The sequence below is a fragment of the Paraburkholderia aspalathi genome, from assembly GCF_905220735.1.
In the GTDB taxonomy this organism is placed as follows: domain Bacteria; phylum Pseudomonadota; class Gammaproteobacteria; order Burkholderiales; family Burkholderiaceae; genus Paraburkholderia; species Paraburkholderia aspalathi.
This window is the reverse complement of record NZ_CAJNBA010000002.1, coordinates 1,037,127-1,056,642: the sequence shown is the minus strand read 5'-3', so window position 1 is coordinate 1,056,642 and position 19,516 is coordinate 1,037,127. Positions and strand designations below refer to the sequence as shown.

Annotated in this window: 19 protein-coding genes; 14 read left to right on the top strand and 5 right to left on the bottom strand. The window is 57.6% G+C overall.

Features of this window, described 5'->3' with window-relative positions:
• Window positions 1-143: 143 nt before the first annotated feature.
• A complete protein-coding gene (locus KHO30_RS15550) occupies window positions 144-758 on the bottom strand; it encodes a hypothetical protein (protein WP_211701502.1) in 615 nt (204 codons plus the stop codon).
• A gap of 728 nt (window positions 759-1,486) precedes the next feature.
• Here KHO30_RS15550 and KHO30_RS15545 point away from each other — a divergent pair.
• From KHO30_RS15545 to KHO30_RS15530, 4 genes are all read left to right on the top strand, one after another.
• On the top strand, window positions 1,487-1,765 hold the full coding sequence (locus tag KHO30_RS15545) for an HU family DNA-binding protein (RefSeq protein ID WP_200659500.1): 279 nt from the start codon (window positions 1,487-1,489) through the stop codon (window positions 1,763-1,765).
• Window positions 1,766-1,938: 173 nt separating this feature from the next.
• On the top strand, window positions 1,939-2,172 hold the full coding sequence (locus tag KHO30_RS15540; RefSeq protein ID WP_342345964.1) for a hypothetical protein: 234 nt from the start codon (window positions 1,939-1,941) through the stop codon (window positions 2,170-2,172).
• Between the two features lie 183 nt (window positions 2,173-2,355).
• The gene (locus KHO30_RS15535; protein WP_200659624.1) at window positions 2,356-2,796 is read left to right on the top strand and encodes an SET domain-containing protein; all 441 of its coding nucleotides are present in this window, start codon (window positions 2,356-2,358) and stop codon (window positions 2,794-2,796) included.
• A 16-nt stretch (window positions 2,797-2,812) separates the two neighbouring features.
• Window positions 2,813-3,349: a leucine-rich repeat domain-containing protein gene (locus KHO30_RS15530; RefSeq protein WP_211701501.1), complete on the top strand. Its 537-nt coding sequence runs from the start codon at window positions 2,813-2,815 to the stop codon at window positions 3,347-3,349.
• 134 nt (window positions 3,350-3,483) lie between these two features.
• Here KHO30_RS15530 and KHO30_RS15525 read toward each other — a convergent pair whose 3' ends face one another.
• Window positions 3,484-3,885, bottom strand: a complete 402-nt coding sequence (locus KHO30_RS15525) for a type 1 glutamine amidotransferase family protein (RefSeq protein WP_211701500.1) — start codon at window positions 3,883-3,885, stop codon at window positions 3,484-3,486.
• A gap of 396 nt (window positions 3,886-4,281) precedes the next feature.
• Between KHO30_RS15525 and KHO30_RS15520 the strand changes: the two genes are divergently transcribed.
• The 6 genes from KHO30_RS15520 (at window position 4,282) to KHO30_RS15500 (ending at window position 8,407) form a co-directional block, all read left to right on the top strand.
• On the top strand, window positions 4,282-4,740 hold the full coding sequence (locus KHO30_RS15520) for a hypothetical protein (RefSeq protein WP_211701499.1): 459 nt from the start codon (window positions 4,282-4,284) through the stop codon (window positions 4,738-4,740).
• Window positions 4,741-4,805: 65 nt separating this feature from the next.
• On the top strand, window positions 4,806-4,934 hold the full coding sequence (locus KHO30_RS39560; protein WP_280531443.1) for a hypothetical protein: 129 nt from the start codon (window positions 4,806-4,808) through the stop codon (window positions 4,932-4,934).
• A 304-nt stretch (window positions 4,935-5,238) separates the two neighbouring features.
• Window positions 5,239-5,697: a DUF3331 domain-containing protein gene (locus KHO30_RS15515; RefSeq protein WP_211701498.1), complete on the top strand. Its 459-nt coding sequence runs from the start codon at window positions 5,239-5,241 to the stop codon at window positions 5,695-5,697.
• A 154-nt stretch (window positions 5,698-5,851) separates the two neighbouring features.
• On the top strand, window positions 5,852-6,499 hold the full coding sequence (locus KHO30_RS15510) for a response regulator transcription factor (RefSeq protein ID WP_211701497.1): 648 nt from the start codon (window positions 5,852-5,854) through the stop codon (window positions 6,497-6,499).
• Window positions 6,500-6,749: 250 nt separating this feature from the next.
• Window positions 6,750-7,127 (top strand): response regulator, encoded by a 378-nt coding sequence (locus KHO30_RS15505; RefSeq protein WP_211701496.1) that lies wholly within the window; start codon window positions 6,750-6,752, stop codon window positions 7,125-7,127.
• A gap of 323 nt (window positions 7,128-7,450) precedes the next feature.
• Entirely contained in the window at window positions 7,451-8,407 is a 957-nt protein-coding gene (locus KHO30_RS15500) for a LysR family transcriptional regulator (protein WP_211701495.1), read from the top strand.
• Here the strand turns inward: KHO30_RS15500 and KHO30_RS15495 are convergent.
• Window positions 8,404-13,914, bottom strand: coding sequence for a trifunctional serine/threonine-protein kinase/ATP-binding protein/sensor histidine kinase (locus KHO30_RS15495; protein ID WP_211701494.1), 5,511 nt, complete (start codon window positions 13,912-13,914; stop codon window positions 8,404-8,406). The genes KHO30_RS15500 and KHO30_RS15495 overlap by 4 nt on opposite strands.
• A 463-nt stretch (window positions 13,915-14,377) precedes the next feature.
• On the opposite strand from KHO30_RS15495, the gene KHO30_RS39280 reads away from it, so the two are divergent.
• A complete protein-coding gene (locus KHO30_RS39280) occupies window positions 14,378-14,593 on the top strand; it encodes an H-NS histone family protein (RefSeq protein ID WP_244864050.1) in 216 nt (71 codons plus the stop codon).
• A gap of 264 nt (window positions 14,594-14,857) precedes the next feature.
• On the opposite strand, the gene KHO30_RS15485 is transcribed toward KHO30_RS39280, so the two are convergent.
• Window positions 14,858-15,820, bottom strand: coding sequence for an oxidoreductase (locus KHO30_RS15485; protein WP_244864048.1), 963 nt, complete (start codon window positions 15,818-15,820; stop codon window positions 14,858-14,860).
• A 122-nt stretch (window positions 15,821-15,942) separates the two neighbouring features.
• Here KHO30_RS15485 and KHO30_RS15480 point away from each other — a divergent pair, with 122 nt between their 5' ends.
• The 3 genes from KHO30_RS15480 (at window position 15,943) to KHO30_RS15470 (ending at window position 18,334) form a co-directional block, all read left to right on the top strand.
• Entirely contained in the window at window positions 15,943-16,773 is an 831-nt protein-coding gene (locus KHO30_RS15480) for an AraC family transcriptional regulator (protein WP_211701493.1), read from the top strand.
• A gap of 438 nt (window positions 16,774-17,211) precedes the next feature.
• Window positions 17,212-18,057, top strand: coding sequence for an alpha/beta fold hydrolase (locus tag KHO30_RS15475; RefSeq protein WP_244864047.1), 846 nt, complete (start codon window positions 17,212-17,214; stop codon window positions 18,055-18,057).
• A gap of 13 nt (window positions 18,058-18,070) precedes the next feature.
• Window positions 18,071-18,334 (top strand): LysR family transcriptional regulator, encoded by a 264-nt coding sequence (locus KHO30_RS15470; RefSeq protein ID WP_342345963.1) that lies wholly within the window; start codon window positions 18,071-18,073, stop codon window positions 18,332-18,334.
• Between the two features lie 239 nt (window positions 18,335-18,573).
• Here KHO30_RS15470 and KHO30_RS15465 read toward each other — a convergent pair whose 3' ends face one another.
• Window positions 18,574-19,515: an AEC family transporter gene (locus KHO30_RS15465; RefSeq protein WP_211701491.1), complete on the bottom strand. Its 942-nt coding sequence runs from the start codon at window positions 19,513-19,515 to the stop codon at window positions 18,574-18,576.
• Window position 19,516: the final 1 nt, after the last annotated feature.

Here is a 19,516-nt window from a genome sequence, read left to right as displayed (position 1 = left end):
TTGCGCTGCCGTCGCACGCGGCGGTGTCCGGCGCGTAATCCCCAGTCATGGAGTCGATCGGGCGAACCCGATACCACTTCAGGGCCGAAACGGTTGAAAGAGTGAATGAGGACGTGGGAGGAGGGCGCCCCAGAAATTTCGAACTACCCATGCACTGCTCCTACCGCATGATCCCGCGCCGCCTCGAACACTGCTGAGGGGGCCGTTGCCAGGACCTCACGAGGACGCTTGCCGCGGAGCATGCTGTTCGTCGATTCGAACCACGACGCAATCCGGAACGGCGTGTAGCCGTGGAAAACCTTCAGGACCTCTGCGACTTCTGGGATCGGGTTTCCGAATTCGTCAAAGATGTACATCGGGTATAAGGTCTGGCCAGCCCGCTCGATGGAAAAAACCTTGCCCTCCTTCTTCCAACGGCTCGTCACCGCATGCGGATTTGTGGCATCCGGATTCTGCTGTTTGCCGACCGTCTGAGCCGTCAACCACGGGGTTCCGTCAAGTACCGCTGCGACTGCCTTCGCCTCCATCTCGGCGCGCGTAGACGTCAGCAGCCTGACCGGCGACGCATCGACGAGCCCTTGAAGGACACGATCTTCCTGCTCGCTGATTCGCTGGCGCACCTGGCGAGTCAGCTCGGCCTTGGCCTGCTGCGTGATGCCACCGCCCAGGCCTTCCAGTCCGTTGAGAATCGCCGACGCGGCAGCACGTGTCGCGTCCAGTGCCATCACGATCCGGCCGATTTTATCGATACCTTCCATCGCCTGATATCCAGCCACAAGGGCAGCTATGCCCGCTGCGGCCCTATCTTTGCGGTCGGTTCGCCGTGCTTTGGACATTGCACGCCTCAAATGTGGGAATTGCGATAGATGAAATATATATCGCAACTCTCACCTCTCTCTTGGTGGGCCCCAAATATCGTCAGCGTGTGTGCCCGCTGACCGCCTCTTTAGAGGCGGAGGCAGCACCCATTGAGTACGCTAAACGGCCATTTCTGCCGCGATACACGAACGTCCGGCAAGGCCGAAAACCGGGCAGCCGGGGATCCAGCAAGCGGCGCTTGTGGGAAGGGCTACCTTGCTGCTATCCATGCGCAAGAGAGAGTCTCTCAGAGCTTTGCGGCGATGACGCGGGTTATCACCGCGCCGATTCGCCATTGAACGCAATTGAGTGACGACTTATCACCATAGAAATTGACCCTTCGACCCCGGAAGCATCGTGACAAGCGGGTGTGGATCTCGCTGTTTGTCATTAAACGCAATCCTGATATGTGGAGTCATCAGGTTGAATATGATGTGCCCCCGTAAATTCTTAGCCTGCGAGGCGAATTCGCACGCATCCGACCGCTTCGCAGCTAGCGGGTGGTGTGGTCGGTGTACCTGCAGTTGGTCCGGTCGCCGCGGAATGGGTTCACCTACTGGTGGTGATTGCGTGAAGGTGTGCCGATCGGGTAGGGTGGCGACAACACAACCACAAAGAGGAATTAGCAATGAACAAACAGGAACTGGTGGATGCGGTCGCAGCGACGACCGGCGCAAGCAAGGTGGCAACGGGCGAGGCGATCGATGCGGTGATCGCCGCGATCACCGGCGCCGTGACGAAGGGCGATAGTGTCCAGCTGATCGGCTTCGGGTCGTTTTCGACGGGCGCGCGCGCCGCGCGGGTCGGCCGCAATCCGGCGACCGGCGCCGAAATCCAGATTCCTGCCGCGAAGACCGTCAAGTTCACGGCGGGCAAGGCGTTCAAGGATGCCGTGAACGGAGCCTGACAGCGGGCGACAGCCGCCAGTCGCAGACATGCCGGCGGTCGCGATTTGCGTGAAGGCCGCGCCAGCAGTTGGCGCACCACGGCTGGACCGCTCCGACGAAGGCCTGGAACAGCCTTTGTCGGCCTGATAACGTCAGGTACGGCGATGTCGTCGATCCACGGAGCCCCTGCAACTTGCTGCGCATCTATGCCGCCAGGGTTATGGAAAAGAAACAATCGCGGATTCGGCGGAATACCTTGTGCCCACCCATCGGTGCGCTGTTGCGCTACCGGACGCGCATCGTGCGCGTTATCGCGGAAGCGCGTGGGCAGCGCGCGATGATCGAATCGCTCGATACGACGGGCAGGACATTTGTCTGCACCGTGAAGTGGGGCAGCCTGCGGGAACTGGGCGCCCAGCTATTTTGAAGCTGGATATCTTCGCGGACCGATCGGTCGGTCATTCCGGGCTGCCTGCGAATCAAATATTTCGTCTCTCCAGCTTCGATACAACGCCGATACCCGAACGTGGCAAGCGCGGCGCATCCCATCACACTGGATGCGGAAATTTGGTGCTCGTATACTCGCGCTGACATCGGGAAAGGAAAGAATATGCGGCGCGTGATCGTTCGGCGGTCGTTAGTTCACGGCAAAGGCGTGTTCGCCATCCATGCGCTCGCGGCGGGCGAGCGCGTGCTTGAGTACAAGGGTGAAATCATGCCGTGGCGGGTTGCCGTTCACCGGCACCGGCGTGAAGGTGTCGCGGGACATACGTTCTTCTTCGGCCTGTCGGACGGGCGCGTCATTGACGGTAGCCGCGGCGGCAACAGCGCACGTTGGCTCAACCACGCATGCGCGCCTAACTGCGAAACCATCGAAGACGGCAATCGGATTTTCATTCACACACTCCGGCCGATCGACGCAGGCGAAGAACTGTTCATTGAATATTTGCTGGCCATTGACGATCCTTCGGATGAAGAAGCTCGGGCCCAATATGCGTGCAGGTGTGCCGCGGACAACTGCCGTCAGTCGATGCTGGCGGACGCGGCTTAGCAGGAGGGGGAGCGTAGTGTCGCTCTCCGTGAAAGTGCTCTCACCACGAACCGGCCGCACGCTTGCTTGTCTGGATCTGCGTGGATGTGTTTTTTCATTTCGTTATGCTAAAACTGACGTCGGCAGGGGGCAAGCGGCGGACGTCTCGGCGACAAGACAGAAAACCAATGTCGAGAGCATCGACGCGCTGAAGGACCTGATTCAATTACGAGTGCTCATTCTCGATCGCATCAAGGTCGCCAACATTGGTGCCTTGAAGGGCCTACTTCGACTGCAAGTACTTGTTCTCCACAGCACCAACGTCGAAAACATCGATGCGCTGAAGGATTTGGACGAACTGGAGACACTTTATCTTGGCCATACTGGGATCCGGCACATCAAAGCCTTGAAGGGCCTCACTACACTACGCACGCTCGAGCCTTCGCATACCCCTATTCAGGACGTGGAAGTGCTGAAGGGCTTGAAAACGCTCGTTCTCAACGACACGAACGCCTGGGACGCTGATGAGCTTAAAGCCGCCTTACCGAATATCGTTGCGCGTTTTTTGACATAAAACCTGGTGTCACCCTGCTTGCGTCCCGCGGCGGCCGTCGTGCCCCCCGTTTTATGGTGGTGGCACACGAGACGGGCCTGACTTTCTGACAGGGGCATGGTACGGAAACCACGGTCACACTAGCATTCCCTCAGTCAACCGGATCCGGCGGGCCATCTTGGACGCACCATGCAGCGCTGCTCGAAACGCGCGCGCTCTGCCTGGAACTGGGAAGCTTCGGCGTTGAGCTTGACAGCATTGGCGAGGATCTCCCGGGCTGTAGGGTCTTGTTTGAGGCGCCCCATCAAATCGGTCTGGCTGCGGGGCTCGTCGCTTTGGGGATCGATCGGTGGTTGACCGCCCTTGACCGACACCACGGCGACGTCTGCCCCGCCGTCCGTGAACGCGAAGTAGGGGCCGTTAACTTTTCGAGCCAGAAGCCGGTTGGTATGCCGGTGTTTCCCGGTATGTTGTGCGAAGTCAAAGTTATCAAAATCTTGATTGTCAGTCTCCGTTTGTTGAGACGAATGCCTGAAGGACGCATCGCCAGAGTGCACGGTCGAAATAGATGTCCTTGCTCAGTTGGAATGGTTTCGGCCTTCAGTCAAAAATCGTTTGAGCAGGCGTAAAGAATCGTACTTCGAATCGCGTCGGCAGACCCTGCATCCAAGGGACACCGGGCAACGGCGCTTCGGTTGCTTGACCTATACCACGGTACAGGCGAAGAGGCGACTCCGGGATGCCCCCTCCTAGAGTGCATGAACGGTCCACTTGCATCGACACCCTCGATACCGATCATTTTTTCCAACGGCATATACGGCCGTATGAGTTCCACACGCTTTTTCAGAGGCAATTGCACCCGTTCGTACAATGGTTTTGAGTGGCTGCGGCGTCTACCCTCATCTCATGGCGAGTGCGACTGTTTCGCGCACAGCCGACGAGGAGGGCGAGTCGTGAATGTAAGGGAAATGGCAGATTCGGTGACCAGTCCGCACGGCGATGCGCTCCTTTCAGCACCGCGCTGGACTAAAACCGATGCGAACCCAGTGAATGCACTCTCCGAACGAGTATTCAAGGTACTCGTACTTGTTGTCTGCGGGTGGTCGTTAGCTGAAGCGCCTTTGGAACTGAGCGTGTCCGACGCACGCGCCGGGCTGCTCGCCTTGCTCCTGTCGAAGCTCGTGGTCGTCGGCACAGGCCTCGCCGCTTTCGCCAAAGCACGCTTTGCCCGAAAGACCTTTGCCTTTATCTGCGGCGCGAGCATATTGGCCATCGCCCCCGCACTGCCGATGGAATTTAATCAATCTTTCGCGATTGCAGTGTTCTCAACAATCGAATGCTTGAGCAAGGCCGCGTGTGTGATCGCATTCGGCGTTGCATCCTCGCGAGAGAAGCAATCGCGACAGCGGTAGCGTCCCCGGTTCTGATCGTGCAGAGATCAGGTTGGGTGTCGGCGTGGTTGTTTAAGGAGGTGGATATGTCCTACGTATTGCACAACTGGATTTTTCTCGGCAGTAACGCTTATGACGAGTACACGTTCGTCCCGTGGCTCAACAAAAATGTGTATCGGCGGACAGTGGACCTGAGTCGTGTTTGCCTGCTGTAAGCCCCGGCGGGAAAGTTCAACCGTGCAAAGCGTCATACGCCATCCTGATTGCTCCATGAAAGCATGCAGTATTTCTGGGCTTGCTTATCCCAAGGTATAACGAGGGTGGACGATGAGATGAAAAGCACATCCACTCGAATGACTAGTGACGAATCCCGAGTTTGGCTATCTTAGGGTAACAAAGCAACAGCCAGCCTCGATCGCAGGCGGGGCGGTGCGTCAGCTCGGCGCACTCAAGGTGTCCGCGCCAACTTCGAGTTGGCGCAGCGAAAGCGTAACTTTACCTTTCGTGAGGAGCAAATCTATGCTCGCTAGCCAAATCGATCCGTGGGTCCAGACGATACGACTTCTCTCATGCGTATCACAACGCACGGATGCCAACAATGAAATGCCGCTCTCAGCAAGACGCTGCGCGCCTTTCGGCCAGGATGCGGGTTTCAGTACCGGGCCCTCACTGCATCTGGTGGTCAGTCTGATTGAGCGGACAAGTTCCTCGACGGTCACAATTGCATGGCGGGATGCGACAAGCTGCTTCTACGGCACCCAGATCTGGCGGGTCACGAATGCAAAGGTTTCAGGGGTTTGTGCCATGAGCGGGGCACGCATCAAACGGGGCGATCGCATTTTTCTTCCACGCCATTCGAAACCCGCGCCGGTGAACGCCAAAGCTATGATTCTTGCGTCAGTCATAGAGTGCGTTGATCCGGTCGGAGCGCGTTTGTGCCCGTTCGATTCGACAGGAGAAACAGTGACTTTGCTTTAGCGCTTGGGCCGCTACTATGCAAGATACGCAGTAAGCGCATGGGGGAAATAGGAAAAGTAGTGCGTAGTTTGTAGCTATAAGCGCGAGCATTGCTTAATATACGAAAGGTACCGGCGGCAGCATTCTGCAACGAGCCTTTCTCGAAGATCAACCGATGAAACACGACAACGTCAAGACGGGCAGTGAATCGTTGCCGGACAGACTTGTGTATGTAGTCGACGACGATGAGTCCGTTCGAGGCGCACTGACTTCTCTGCTCATGTCCGTCGGCATTCACGTGCAGGCATTCGAATCGGCCGACGATTTTCTCGCCGCGGAGATGCCGGACGTGCCGAGTTGTCTCATTCTTGATGTTCGCCTGCGGGGGGCGAGCGGGTTGACTCTGCAACAAGAGCCATTTAGAGAAAGCGTTCGATTTCCGGTCATATTTCTGACCGGGCACGGTGACATCGAGATGTCCGTCAAGGCAATGAAGGCGGGCGCTTTCGATTTCATGACAAAACCGTTCAAAGATCAGGATCTGATCGATACGATCGCAGCAGCCCTGAAAAGAGATGCCGAGTCGAAGCGACAGCAAAGGATTGTTGCAGACATCCGTCAAACATACGACTCCCTGACCGCTCGGGAGCGGGAAGTCATCAGGTTGGTGGCCGACGGACTCCTGAATAAGCAGATCGCTGATCACCTTCGTCTGAGTGAGGTGACCGTCAAGATCCATCGGGCTCAAGCCATGCACAAGCTGAATGCCCGGTCGGTGCCGGATGTTGTCAGGAAGTTGCAGCAGGTGCTGTCTGTCCACTAAGGCGCTGGCAAGCGTTTGATTATTCTGTGTTATGCGAGTGCCCGCACGGTATTGCGCAACGGCTTTCAAGCCCAGGCAAGGGCAGCGCGTTGCGCGATGGCCGTCATCTTCAACGCCGGGTTCGAGTTCAGCTCATACGAACTGTCACTGAAATCATTCGAAAGTATTATTGCCGCGTCGTCCATAGCACTGTAGTTTGTCTGGAGGATTCAGCCCTTTCTGTATCCTTTCGATGATCTGCTGACATGAGATGAGATCAAAACGCTCTGCTGCAGTTATTGGTGTTGTGGACGACGACGAATCCGTCCGGTTGGCAACGGCCTGTCTGCTGCGTTCGGCAAACTGGCAGGTTGTCACCTATCCGTCCGCGACCGATCTGTTAAGTGATACGCGCCGATTGAAACTAAGCCTCATTGTCGCGGACATTCACATGCCTAGAGTGGACGGGTTTGCGCTGCTTGAATCGATCAAGCAGTGGGAGCGACCAGTTCCTGTCATTCTCATTACCGCGTACGCAACGCAAGATCTTCTCGATAGGTCCCGTGCTGCCGGAGCCGCTGGATTCTTCTCAAAGCCATTGGACGACGCGCGACTGCTCGCGCTAATTGGCGCGATACAGCCGAAGTGATTCGAGGCATGGGTATGGCCGGCAAAGGGACAACCAGGCCGAAGACTATGCAAAGCATCCAAACGTATTAGACAGACATGCGACTGCACAACCCATAACACCATATGGGACGATGGAATCGAGCGGCGTTCCCGCTTACCCTTCAATCGTCGGCCGAAGGTCAAACAACTCTCAGCTATTCTGGCACCGCCTCAGAGAACGCGCGAGCTATCGCGAATACGCGACTTGGGATACACGCGCAGTCGGGGCGCTAGGATTTTTTCATCTTTAACAGTTCTGAGCGGCTGGATATTTTCTCTGTGAATTTACCAGTGAGGTGCGAGATGGATCAGCTTTACATGTTGCGGGCCTTTGTTGCGGCTGCACGGTATCAAAGCTTCAGCAAGGCTGCGGAATCCTTGAATGTAACCACGGGCTCGATATCGAAAGCGGTCGCCAAGCTCGAAGGGTGCATCCAGACACGGGTTTTGCTTAGGACAACAAGGTCGGTTTCTTTGACAGAAGCCGCCCAGCCGTACTATCTGATTTGCTGCCGTTTACTTGAAGAACTCGATGAAGCAAATCGTCGCATTTCGCAGGAGCATGAAGTAGAGGGCGGCAGGCTCCGACTTGTCGTGCACCCCATGGTCGTGAGCGAAACATTCTCCCGATTGGTGCGGGGTTATCACGCCATTGCGCCTAATGTGAGCCTTGTTGTTTCCGTTCAGGACGGCGCGGCGAATCTGTATGACGGTCGTTTCGACATAGCGATTCTTCCCCCTCATCTCGTTGAACAATCCGCGGTGATTCGTCGGACGCTGTCCAGGTCGCCGCGCATCCTCGTCGCTTCCCCCGCCTATCTGGAGCAATACGGCACGCCCGAAACCGCCTCGAAGCTCTCCGATCACTTTCTGTTGGTCGATCCTGAGTCGAGGAAGAAGAGCGCGGAATTCATCGATCTGCTTGAGAGAGGCCGCAGAGTGAGCGTGTCCCCAGTGTCGTCGATGGACGGTAACGAAGTCCTGCTGCGGGCGGCGGCGCTGACGGGCACCGGAATCGCGACGTTACCCGAAACAATGGTTCGCGAGGATATCGACATGGGACATCTGGTGCACATCTTGCCGGAGTGCACGACATCGGACAGCAACGTTGAAATATGTCTTTTTTATTCGCATCGGGAACTACTTCCTGCGAGGCTCAGAACGTTCGTCGATTTCTGCGCCGAGTTCTTTAGAACGCCGGTCCGGCGCAGTGCCTACGACGGGACGAGAGTTTTGCCAGCGTATGTCGCAGCCGCTTAACCCTTGTCCGAGTGCAAAGAGTTATCTTGCAATGGCAGCGTAAACTGAAAGGTGGCGCCCCTCGACGAGTTCGACGTCACCCACAACTTGCCTCCATGACTTTCGACAATCGAGCGGCAGATCGGCAGCCCCATGCCCAAGCCATCGGGTTTGGTCGTAAAAAATGCGTCAAAGACGCCTTCAAGATGCTCGGGGGCGAGGCCGGGGCCAGAATCCTGCACGGTAACGCAGAGTTCTTTGGCGTCGACCTTGCTGGTTTGGATCAAAAGCGTTCGCTCGCCTACATTCATTGCGCTCATTGCTTCAATGGCGTTGATCATCAAATTGAGCAGCACTTGCTGGAGTTGCACCCGATCGCCCTGTATTTGCGGCAGCCCGTCGACAAGCTGTACAGTGAGCTCGACACCAGACTTGTTCGCTTCACCGCGCATGAACGCGATCAACTCAAGAATCGTTTCATTTATTTCGAGGCCGTCTTTTCGCAACGGTTCCTTTTTGAAGAAGGCGCGGGTTCGGTCGACAATGTTATTGGCGCGGCCGCTATCCGCAACAATCCGGTTGAGTGCTTGACCCACTTCATCGAGATTGGGCGGTCGGGCCGTCAGCCAGCGTAAGGCCGCACTGGCGTAGGCCGCCGTCGCGGTGATGGGCTGTTTCACTTCGTGAGCAATCGAAGCTGAGAGCTGGCCCATTGTCGCGACGCGGTTTGAATGCGCAAGTTCCCTCTGGAGTTCGAGATAGCGTCGTTCGCTATCGCGTACTTCCTGTTGCGCTCGTTTCTGGTCGGTCAGGTCGAGTATGAAGGCTACGCCCTCGTCCTGGCGTTCACCAAACGCGGCCGCGCCGACCAGAACCGGCACCCGGCTGCCATCCTTGCGGAAGTATTCTTTTTCAAACGGTTTGGCGCTTCCGGTGGCCTCCAGTTCGGCTTTTGCCAGTTCGTCGCGGTTGCGCCACTCTGGTGGCGTCAGATCGGACCACCGGATAAGCCCTGAGAGGAGATCGTCCCGGCTGTAGTCCACAATGCGAAGAAAGGCATCATTGGCATCGGTGACGTTGCCTTCAAAGTCCCAAATGTGGATCCCGATGATGTTGGAATCCACTAAGCGCCGAACCTTTGCTTCGCGCTCCTGAAGATCGGCATAGAGACGAGTGTTCTCCAGCGAAATGGCCGCCTGTGACGCCAGCAAATCGAGTAGCGCGGAGCGGCGGCTCGTGAAAACATGCGAAGTAGCCGTGTTCTCGAGATAGAGCAGGCCGCCGAGTTTGCCCTGTCTGACGAGAGGCAGGCAGAACACAGACCGGGCCGCTCCGCGCGACAGATAGTCATCTTCAGGGAACTGACTGGATGCCAGGGCATCATCGATGATGACACTTTTTTGCGTGTGCATCACGTAACGCAGAAGGGCGGCGGGCACCGCAGAATCGGCAACCGGTTCCCGAGTCAACTCGATCCCGTTGCCGTTGATGCGCGCCTCTGCCTCGATCCGGTAGCCGTCTGGCCGCTGCGGCACGATTAGCAGGCCCCGATCGGCGCCTGCGGTCTGCAGCGCTATCGTCATCAGGCGCTCGATCAGACCGGCCAGCTCGATTTCGCTGGAAACGGCTTGAGACGCCTTGAGCAGCGTCACGGCGTCGAACTGCCGCCAGTCGAAGCTGAGTGTCGACGTAGGTTTGTTCCCGTCCTGACTGGCGAGGCGGGGGAATTGCTCATCGAGTTGCGCGACTTTGCCCTCTGCGCCCCAATAGGCGAAGCAATGACGCGCGTTACGCAAATACGCATCGGCGCTCGTCGTAAGACCTATGCCCATATAGAAGCGACCGGCGAGTTCGTTGGCGATGCCTTCGTAGTGTGGAAAGCCATTTTCATGAGCGGAGTGAACCGCCTGTTCATAGAGGTGTATGGCGTCGAGATCGCGGCCCTTCAGACGCGCGAGCTCCGCGCAGACAAGCGCGTAGCGGTTCTGATAGTTCTCTGGGCAGTGCTTGGCCCACATTTCGAACTTCATGAGTTTCGCAACGAGAATTCGCCCGTAGGCTTGCTGCCGCTCTTCGGATGCCTCTGGATAGAGTGCCGTCAAGGTAAGCACGTGAAAGAAGTGATAGGTTGGTTCAATTGACAGTGCCATGACGGAACTGAGGACTGGCTCTGCCAGGTCGGCTGCGTCCAACGCATCGGCATAGCGGCCGTCAAGGAAGGCAAGCATGACCTTGATGATGCGATAGACACCGATAGCGCAGCCGAAATTTGCTTTGATGATTGCCTCGAAGCAGGCGGCTTCGTCGAACGCATCGTCGTTCAGCTCCAACGTTGCGGTCGTCTTGCCGCGGAGGCAGACGACGAATTGCTGCTCAAGCCGGATCAACTCGTAGACCGCGTCGTTATGGCTCTCCCGTGCGAGTGCAGCGTACCTTTCGGATAGCGTGTGCACGTCCTCGAGGGCGCCCCCCGTCTCGATCGTCTGCCAAACTGCGTTGAATGCGAGGTTGCCTGCAAAAACGAGGTCGCCCACTTCCAGGCAGGCAGCGGTCGCCCGCTCGAGAACCGGGAGATTAGTCGCAACGTGGCACCGCCAGAAATTGACATGGGCGCCGTACAGGTGCAGCAGCTTTCCATACAGGCGCCGATTACCAAACTTTTCGTTCAGCTTTAGCGACATTTCTGAAAATTGCACCGCAGTGGGGATATCGCCGATACGGGAGACCAGCATTAACGCGTAATTCCCATACGCAAAACTGGAGTTATCCGTATTGCCGTGCTGCAAGGAGAGGTTGACCGCCTTGAGGGTAAAAAGCGGGTAGAATGCCGGCCGCGCGGCAAAGGCGCAGGGCATCGCCTGAATGAGAAGGTTGATGATCGCGTGGGTCGCAGGATCCGTCGCTACCGGCGCCTCGACAAGTTCGCCAATGGGACGCCCGGCTTGATTGACGCGAATGTCCCGCAATCCGTCGTCGACGGCCGCCCGGATATCCTGATCGGTATCAGGAAATATGATGCCGAAATCGCGAAGCGCAGTGAGCGCGACAGCAAAGCCCTCGTCATATCTTCCGGCAAGCTGATACAACTCCATCCGCAGGCTGAAGACCTGCGCACGGTCGAGATTAGAGCGAGCCTTAGCGAGCATCATATCGGCCAGCGAGTCGGCTTGCGCAAAATCGCCGGCCAGATATTCGCATTCCGAGAACGCGAGATAGAGCTCGAACGTGCTGTCGTAGCGCTGGGTCCACGCGTCGGGCGACAGTAGCGCTACGCCCTGCGCCAGATAACTGCGCGCGGCCGCGTAGGCCGTCGAACTCATCGCGCGCAGGCCCGCGATGAGGTTCAACGCAACGACCTGCTTACGCTCCGTCTCCGTCGCGATGAGCGCTGCGCCACGATTGAGATGGTTGACAATGTCGAAGATGGCCTCTTCAAGTGCTTCTGGCGCGGTCCGCGACACCAGCGCCCGACCGATCCGCAGATGAGCGGCGGCGCGTTTGTCGGCCGGGATCAGCGCATAAGCGGCCTCCTGCACGCGATCGTGTGCGAATTCATAGGTGTTGGCCACGCGAAGTACGAGGCCCGTCCGCACGGCTTCCCACAGGTTCGCGTGCATCGTCTCTTCAGATCCACCCTGAACCCACGTCAGTGCGGTGACTTCGGCGACGTTGCCGAGGCACGCTAGCTGCCCCAACGCATCTTGCGTCAGACGAGGCAACCGGCTCAGCTTCGCCGCCATCAGATCGGCGACGTTCTCGGTAAAGCCCTTGGCGTGAATGCGTGGCAGATCCCAGCACCACGTCGCAGCGCGATGGTCGAATGTAAGCAGGTCTCCATCGGCGAGCGTCGTCAGAAACTGGATCGTAAAGAACGGATTGCCGCCCGTCTTTTCATGCACCAGTCGCGCGAGCGGCCGGGCCGTCGCGCTATCGCAGTGAAGCGAATCAGCTACGAGTTGCGTAACGCTATCCGGCACCAGTGGCGCGAGGTCTATCTGCTGCACTTTGCCTTCTGCACGGCTGATCGACTCGAGCGTGCGTGCAAAGGGGTGCGACGCGTCCACCTCGTTGTCCCGGTACGCACCGACCAGCAGAACGTGCTTCACGTCCGGATGCGTGGCGAGGTGCGCGAGCAGGTCGAGGGTCGCCTTATCGACCCATTGCAGATCGTCGATAAACAACGCGAGCGGATGCTCTGGTCGCGCGAATACGCCGAGAAAGCGCCGAAATACGATCTGGAATCGGTTTTGAGCGTCCTGCGGCGGGAGAGTCGGCGCGGGCGGTTGCTCGCCAATAATGAGCGCAAGCTCGGGGATCAGGTTCACAATCAACTGCCCGTTGGGCCCGAGCGCCTCGATAAGCGCGTGCCGCCACGGCTCCACCTCGAGGTCGCTCTTGCTCAGCAGGTTGCGCACGAGCGTCTGAAAGGCCTGTGCAAATGGCACATAAGGGATGTCACGTTTGTACTGGTCGAATTTGCCGGACGCGAACAGGCCTCGTGGCGGCACCAGTATCCTGTGCAACTCGTTGACGACCGACGATTTGCCGATACCGGCATAGCCGGCGATCAGCACGAGTTCAGCCCCGGCGCCGGCCACGATACGATCGAACGCTCCAACAAGTGCTTCGATCTGGGCCTCGCGTCCGTACAGCTTTTCGGGGATCAGCAGCCGGTCGGAAGCATCGTGCGTGCCGAGCGGAAACGGGTCGACGCGATGGTGCGCCTCCCATGCCAGGAGGCACAACCGGAGATCGGCCTCGACACCAGCTGCGGTCTGGTAACGGTTCTCGGCGGCCTTGGCGAGCAGTTTCAGAACGATGCCCTCGACCACCTCCGGAATATCGTCGACGCGCTCGCGCGGCGGCGTCGGCCTGCGAGCGATGTGACAATGAATCCATTCCATTGCGTCCGACGCCGTGAACGGCAGCGAGCCGGTGAGCATCTCGTACAGTGTGACGCCGAGGGAGTAGAGATCGCTGCGCGTGTCAATCGAGCGGTTCATGCGCCCTGTCTGCTCGGGCGCCATATACGCGAAAGTCCCGGCAACGATCTCCGGCGGCGCGGGCGGCTGATGTTCGTGCGGCAGTTGCGAGGCGATGCCGAAGCCGGTAAGCCGCACGTTGCCGTTGCCGTCGACGAGTACGTTCGCCGGCTTGATGTCTTTGTGGACGAGTCCGCACCGATGAACTCGGCCGACCGTTCTCGCCAGATTGACGGCGATGCGTAAAAACCGTGTGAGCTCCAGTGGGCGGCCGAGTGCGCGATGCAGGGGCTCGCCACCGTCGTCGTCGAGAACGAGCATCGGCGGCTCTCTGCGCCGGTCAAGCGCAAGAGGCCGAGCAGCCCAGCTGGCGTCGAGCATCGGGGCTAGGCCGTACTCGTGCTCGAGGCGTGTAATGCTTTGGGGGGCCGTACGCGTGGCGACCAGCGCGAGCACCGAGACGGAATGGCAGGGTCTCCGGGCACGATACAGAGAGAAGTCGCCGTCGTCGTGCAGCGGCTCCAACTCATATCCGGTGAGATCCACGATGAACTCCCTTGTCCGCTACGAATTCCATTCAAAAATTATTTTCCACGGTTCTCGCCGGTTTGGCTATTGCTTGCCCCGCCGTAAATCAATTCTTCTGAACAATGGTGATGTGCTGATCTGAACAAAAAACATGCACTTGTCCGCAATATTTATTGTCGCGCCGCCGCGATGCGACGGGTTGGCCACGACGCGAAAGGCCGACGCTATCAGTCTCCGAACGCCGCCGGCACTTTTGTGTCCTGCCAACGCAGGCCGTTGCGACCGGGTTATATAACCTGCTACAGAAATACGCGTGATCGACCTAATGTGATATCCCGCGGCTGCACTGCGATGGCTCTTTGTCCTAACTCATTGCAGCATTGCCAGGCTAACTCGGGGTGCCGTCTTCCATTGGTGAGATTTTCGAGTTCTGTTGTGGTTGTCGGGGCAACTAAGTTGACGATGTGGATACCTGCCGATAGTGACACTGGAACAAATTCAGGCGAAACCGAAACAAATTCAGGGACAAGCCGAAGTGACGCTTGCAAAGAAGGCGCAGGTCGCTGTCGATCAGATCCGCGCATTAATGTTGGAGCATGGTCCGACGACAGCGGACATTGAGGTCAAAGCAAAGGCCGCTCGGGTGGGAAAGACGTCGAAAGTTCATGCGTCGAGCGGCAACGTGAAGGCTGCCTGAGCCGTGAAGACCAAAACGGCACCGAAATACCGGCACCCGGCAAGAGATGCGACTTGGACTCGCCATGGCCGTGCACCAGGCTGGATTGCTCCGGCGAGGGGCTGCACCCAATTCTTATTGGTGGTAGCGCTGATACGGCGATCTCCATGTGTACGGATCGAGTTGGGAGCCTGAGCGCTCCTCAATGACCGTCAGCTTGGTGGACGTTGGGGCCCTGGTCCAGTGGAACCGTCCCAATCGCCCGGGATTCCGCGTGCCGTTTCTTTACTTGATTTGAGCGAGCAAACCGACAACATCGCTGCTGGAGAAATCTCCGTCGGTGCTTGTCGAAAGATGTCGCCAGCTAGCCAACTCGTCGCGCATGCCGACGAGTTTCGCGTCGGCTGCCTCGACGGCGATCGAGCCTGCAAGGAAACGCTTCGGCGGCGCGGCTTCGCTGGCAAGGCTGATCAATGCGCTTGCAAGCCTCGCTGGATCGCCTGGTTGTTTGCCGTTGCGTTGCGCCATGCCGGTCGTCAGATCGGCACGTCGTTCGTCATAGTCGCTGATCGGGTTTTGCCCAAATTGCAGCGACTCGGGTGCCAGGAAGTCGGTACGGAAGGGGCCGGGTTCGACGATGATCACAGAGATGCCAAAGGGCGACACTTCCTTGTCGAGTGCCTCGGAGAAGCCCTCCAGGGCAAATTTGCTTGCGCAGTAAATCGAGCCCATCTGTCCACCCAGGAGTCCGCCGAGTGAAGAGACGTTGAAGATCCGACCCTTGCGCGCGGATCGCATCACCGGCAGCGTCGCCCACGTGACATTGAACGCGCCGAATACATTCGTTTCGAATTGGGCGCGCGTATCGTCGATGGTCAACTCTTCGAAAAATCCCATATGACCATATCCGGCGTTATTCACCAACACATCGATTCCGCCGAATCGCGTTATTGCCAGATCGACTGCCGCTCGTGCCTGACCAGCATCGCTCACGTCCAGTGCGACTGTCATCATGTGTTGGCTGTCCTGACCCAGGACAGCCGTTAGCGCTTCGCGGCGTCGGCTGGTGGCTACCACGCGATCACCGGCTTGGAGGGCCGCTTGTGTAATCTCGAGGCCGAGCCCTCGACCAGCGCCGGTAATGAACCATGTTTTTTGCATTCTCGCATCCGTCAGTCTGTTTGGAATTGCCCATGAGACCACCGAACGCGTATTGTTCGGTAGATTGATATGGTCAATGTCTTGCACATTCCGCTCACTTTCGATCGGATTGAGCGCGTTGACCGGAAGAAAACTGTAAAGTCGGAAAAATTATGGAGCCTCTCGCTACTATCCAAGCTTTAATCTCTCAGCATGCAGGCCCGGTCGGCATGCCCTCACCACTCAAAAGTGTCCGGCTGATCGCCCAGAGCACGCCGACGGCAGCCACTAGCGGCATCCACGAGGCTGCTTTTGCCTTGGTTGTCCAAGGCGTCAAGCGCACGGTGATAGGAAACAAGGTGTTGGAGTACGGCGCTGGCGACTACCTCGTGGTCCCGGTGGAACTACCCGTAGTGGGTCAGGTGGTCGAGGCGAGTATTGAAACGCCGTACCTTGCCTTCGTGTGGGCGCTCGACCCGGCGTCGATTGCGGCATTAATGCTCGACATAGATGGCGCAAGCAGCGGCATGGATCACCAGGCAGGTCCGGCAATCAGCCCGGCCCCATACGAGCTCCTTGACCCGATCGCGCGGCTCCTGCGCTTGCTCGATCGCCCCGAAGATGCGAAGTTTCTTCGTCCGATGCTCGAACGGGAAATACTATGGCGGCTTCTCGCCGGCGCCCAAGGCGACATTGTCCGGCAAATCGGCACCGCCGACAGCCGCGTTTCGCAGATCAGTCGCGCAATCCGGGAGATCAGGACTCACTATGCCGACCCGCTTCGCGTTGAGGATCTGGCGACCGTGGCCATGATGAGCATCGCCACTTTTCATCGGCACTTCAGGGCCATGACTTCAATGAGCCCGTTGCAGTTTCAGAAGCAAGTCCGTTTGCATGAAGCGCGAACCCGAATTATCGCAAGCACGAAAGATGTGGCAGCCGTGGGATTTGAAGTCGGCTATGACAGCCCATCGCAGTTTAGTCGAGAATACAATCGTTTTTTTGGTATATCGCCGAGCAAAGATACGAGGCAACTGCGTGGCACGTCCCGCGGCAAATGATGATGTACGCAGAGTTTTACCCGCGCAGTCTGGATTCAGTAGTCTGCGTAGCTGTCCTCGCGCCCCGTATTTTTATATTGCTTTAGCCGCGCGAGCGAGACTCGAACCACCTTGACATGCGCCGGGTGGCAACTATCGTTTCAAGAAGCTGCCTGCGCTGACGACGCAGGTTTAAGGCCTCGCAGTGGATTGGAATGTAAGGCGATCCGAAACTGGCTCGTCGCGACGAAGACCTATATAGTTAGGAAGAGAGGCCTTACGGCGAACGCAGCTGCCAATCTGGCAACTGGCTCACCATGCGAATCGAGTGGGTATATGTTCAAGATACTTACTGCTACTCTTTGCCCGTTCGCATTGTTGTTATCGGTCGCGGATTCTTTTGCTTCTTCAAGTAGTCCCGCCGACGCGACGGTGCAGCGTGTTCGATATCGAACGGTCATGGTCGACGGTATATCGATCTTCTATCGGGAGGTCGGCCGTCCGGATGCGCCGACACTGCTCTTGCTGCATGGATTTCCGTCTTCATCCAGGATGTTCGAACCGCTGTTTGCAAGGCTTGCGGATCGTTATCATCTGATCGCGCCGGATTATCCGGGCTTTGGCCATAGCGACGCACCGGCGCCGACGGACTTCGCTTATACATTCGATCACCTGACTGCGGTGATCGACAAGTTTACACAAGCTGTCGGCATTGACCGGTATGTCATATTCATGCAGGACTATGGCGGTCCAGTAGGGTTTCGGCTGGCCATGGCCCATCCTGAGCGCGTGACGGCACTGGTGATTCAGAATGCGGTCGCACATGAAGACGGCCTTGGGCCACTCTGGGAAAAGCGTCGCATGTTCTGGGCCGACCGCAGCGCAAACGAAGCGGCGCTGGTGGAAAACCTGATGTCGTTCAATGCTGCCAAGCTGCGCCATCTCGGATCCAGTCCCAATGTCGAGCTATATGACCCCGATTTGTGGACCGACGAATATGCGTTCCTGAGTCGACCGGGCGAGCGAGAAATCCAGAGTGACCTGTTCTACGACTATCGGACGAATGTTGCGTCATATCCCAAGTGGCAGACGTGGTTGCGTCAGACACAGCCGCCGACATTGGTTGTATGGGGGCGTTACGACCCCTCGTTTGAAGTAGCCGAGGCTGAGGCCTATCGGCGTGATCTTCCCAAATCGGAGGTTCACGTTCTCGATGCCGGACACTTCGCGCTCGATGAGAAGGCCGGTCAGATTGCGATGTTGATTCGGCAGTTCATGAGCACCCATCACATTCAGACGCGTTAATCTGTGCCGGCGAATGAACGTAATCCGCTTGCCGGTCCTGATTGGTATGCCAGGAGGACAAAGGCTAACGCGCCAGGCCCATTCGAATATGTTGCGGGCTTTCGTTGCGGCTGCACGCCATCAACGCTTTAGCAAGGCCGCCGCATCGTTGGGCGTCACCAATGGCTTGATCTCGAAGGCGATCGCCAAGCGCGACGCCAGCATCCGGACACGGGTTCTGCATCGCAGACGGATATCTGACGTGTGTGTTGCCGAACTGCTGTACGTCCGATGGTAACGTCGAGATCTGTCTGTTCTATTCGCATCGCGAATTTCTTCCGGCACGAATGTGAACATTTGTCGATTTTTGCATGAGCTTTTTTTGCTCAACGGGGCGGCGGCGCCTTCAACGAAGTTAAGGCCATGCCGAGCCGAATGGATCCTCACGGTAGCGAACCGTCGACCACCGCCTGAGTTTATAGCGCGCATGGAAGCAACTGGGTCATTTACCATCGTCGACCCGGCAAGCAAAACACTTCATGCTGCGGCAAGACCACCGTTAATCAGATAGATGGCGAACGAAAACGTGACAACTGACACCACCGTGCTAAGCAAAATTGAAGTGGCCGCCTCACTGCGATATGTGCCCGCTTCGTTGGCAAACATTGCCGGTATGGTGGCAGACGGGAGTGCGCAAAGCAGAATCATCTGTTGCGCGTAGAGACCTTTGACGGAAAGGACAATCGTCGCGGCGACCATCAGCGCAGGGTGAAAAAGCAATTTCAGGCCAAGATTCATCCACACCTCGCTCGACATCTTCAATTTCACGGACGACATAATCAGTCCGAGGCACATCAGCGAAACACCGGGTGTTGCCTTGCCAAGAAGGTTCAGCGAGTCAGCCAGCACGGGCGGAAGCTTGATCGCGAACAAGGAGCAAAGGATACCGATTGCTGGAGCCCACATCAGCGGCCGCCGCACGGCAGTTGAAATGCTTGCAACAAGCGCCTCGGTTCCACTGCCTTCACCGCTCGCTACCGTGATAAGCATTGTCGTTGTCGGAATCATAATAAGGCTCGCGATGAGGTTCAGCACCAGAACCGAATACAGGCTGCCGGGCCCGAACATGGCCTGCAGAATGGGGATACCCATAAACGCGCCGTCGGGGTAGCCGCACACGAATCCTTTGAGGGTCGCCGCCTTAAGTTCGTGATAGCGAAACCATCCGATACCGAACGCGAGCGCGTACATCCCCATCAATCCAATGAAGGTCGCGATGACAAAGCGGAAGTCGAACAATTGAGAGCGTGGCGTGCTGGCCATGCCGACCAGCAAAAGAGCGGGGAAGATCCAGTTGAGAACGAGCCGGCTGATCAGAAGACTGTCCGCATGGTTGAGCTTGCCGCGTTTACCTGCAGCAAACCCGAGCGCGATGACAAAGGCGACCGGCAAGATGGGCCCTACAATTCGATCCAGCATG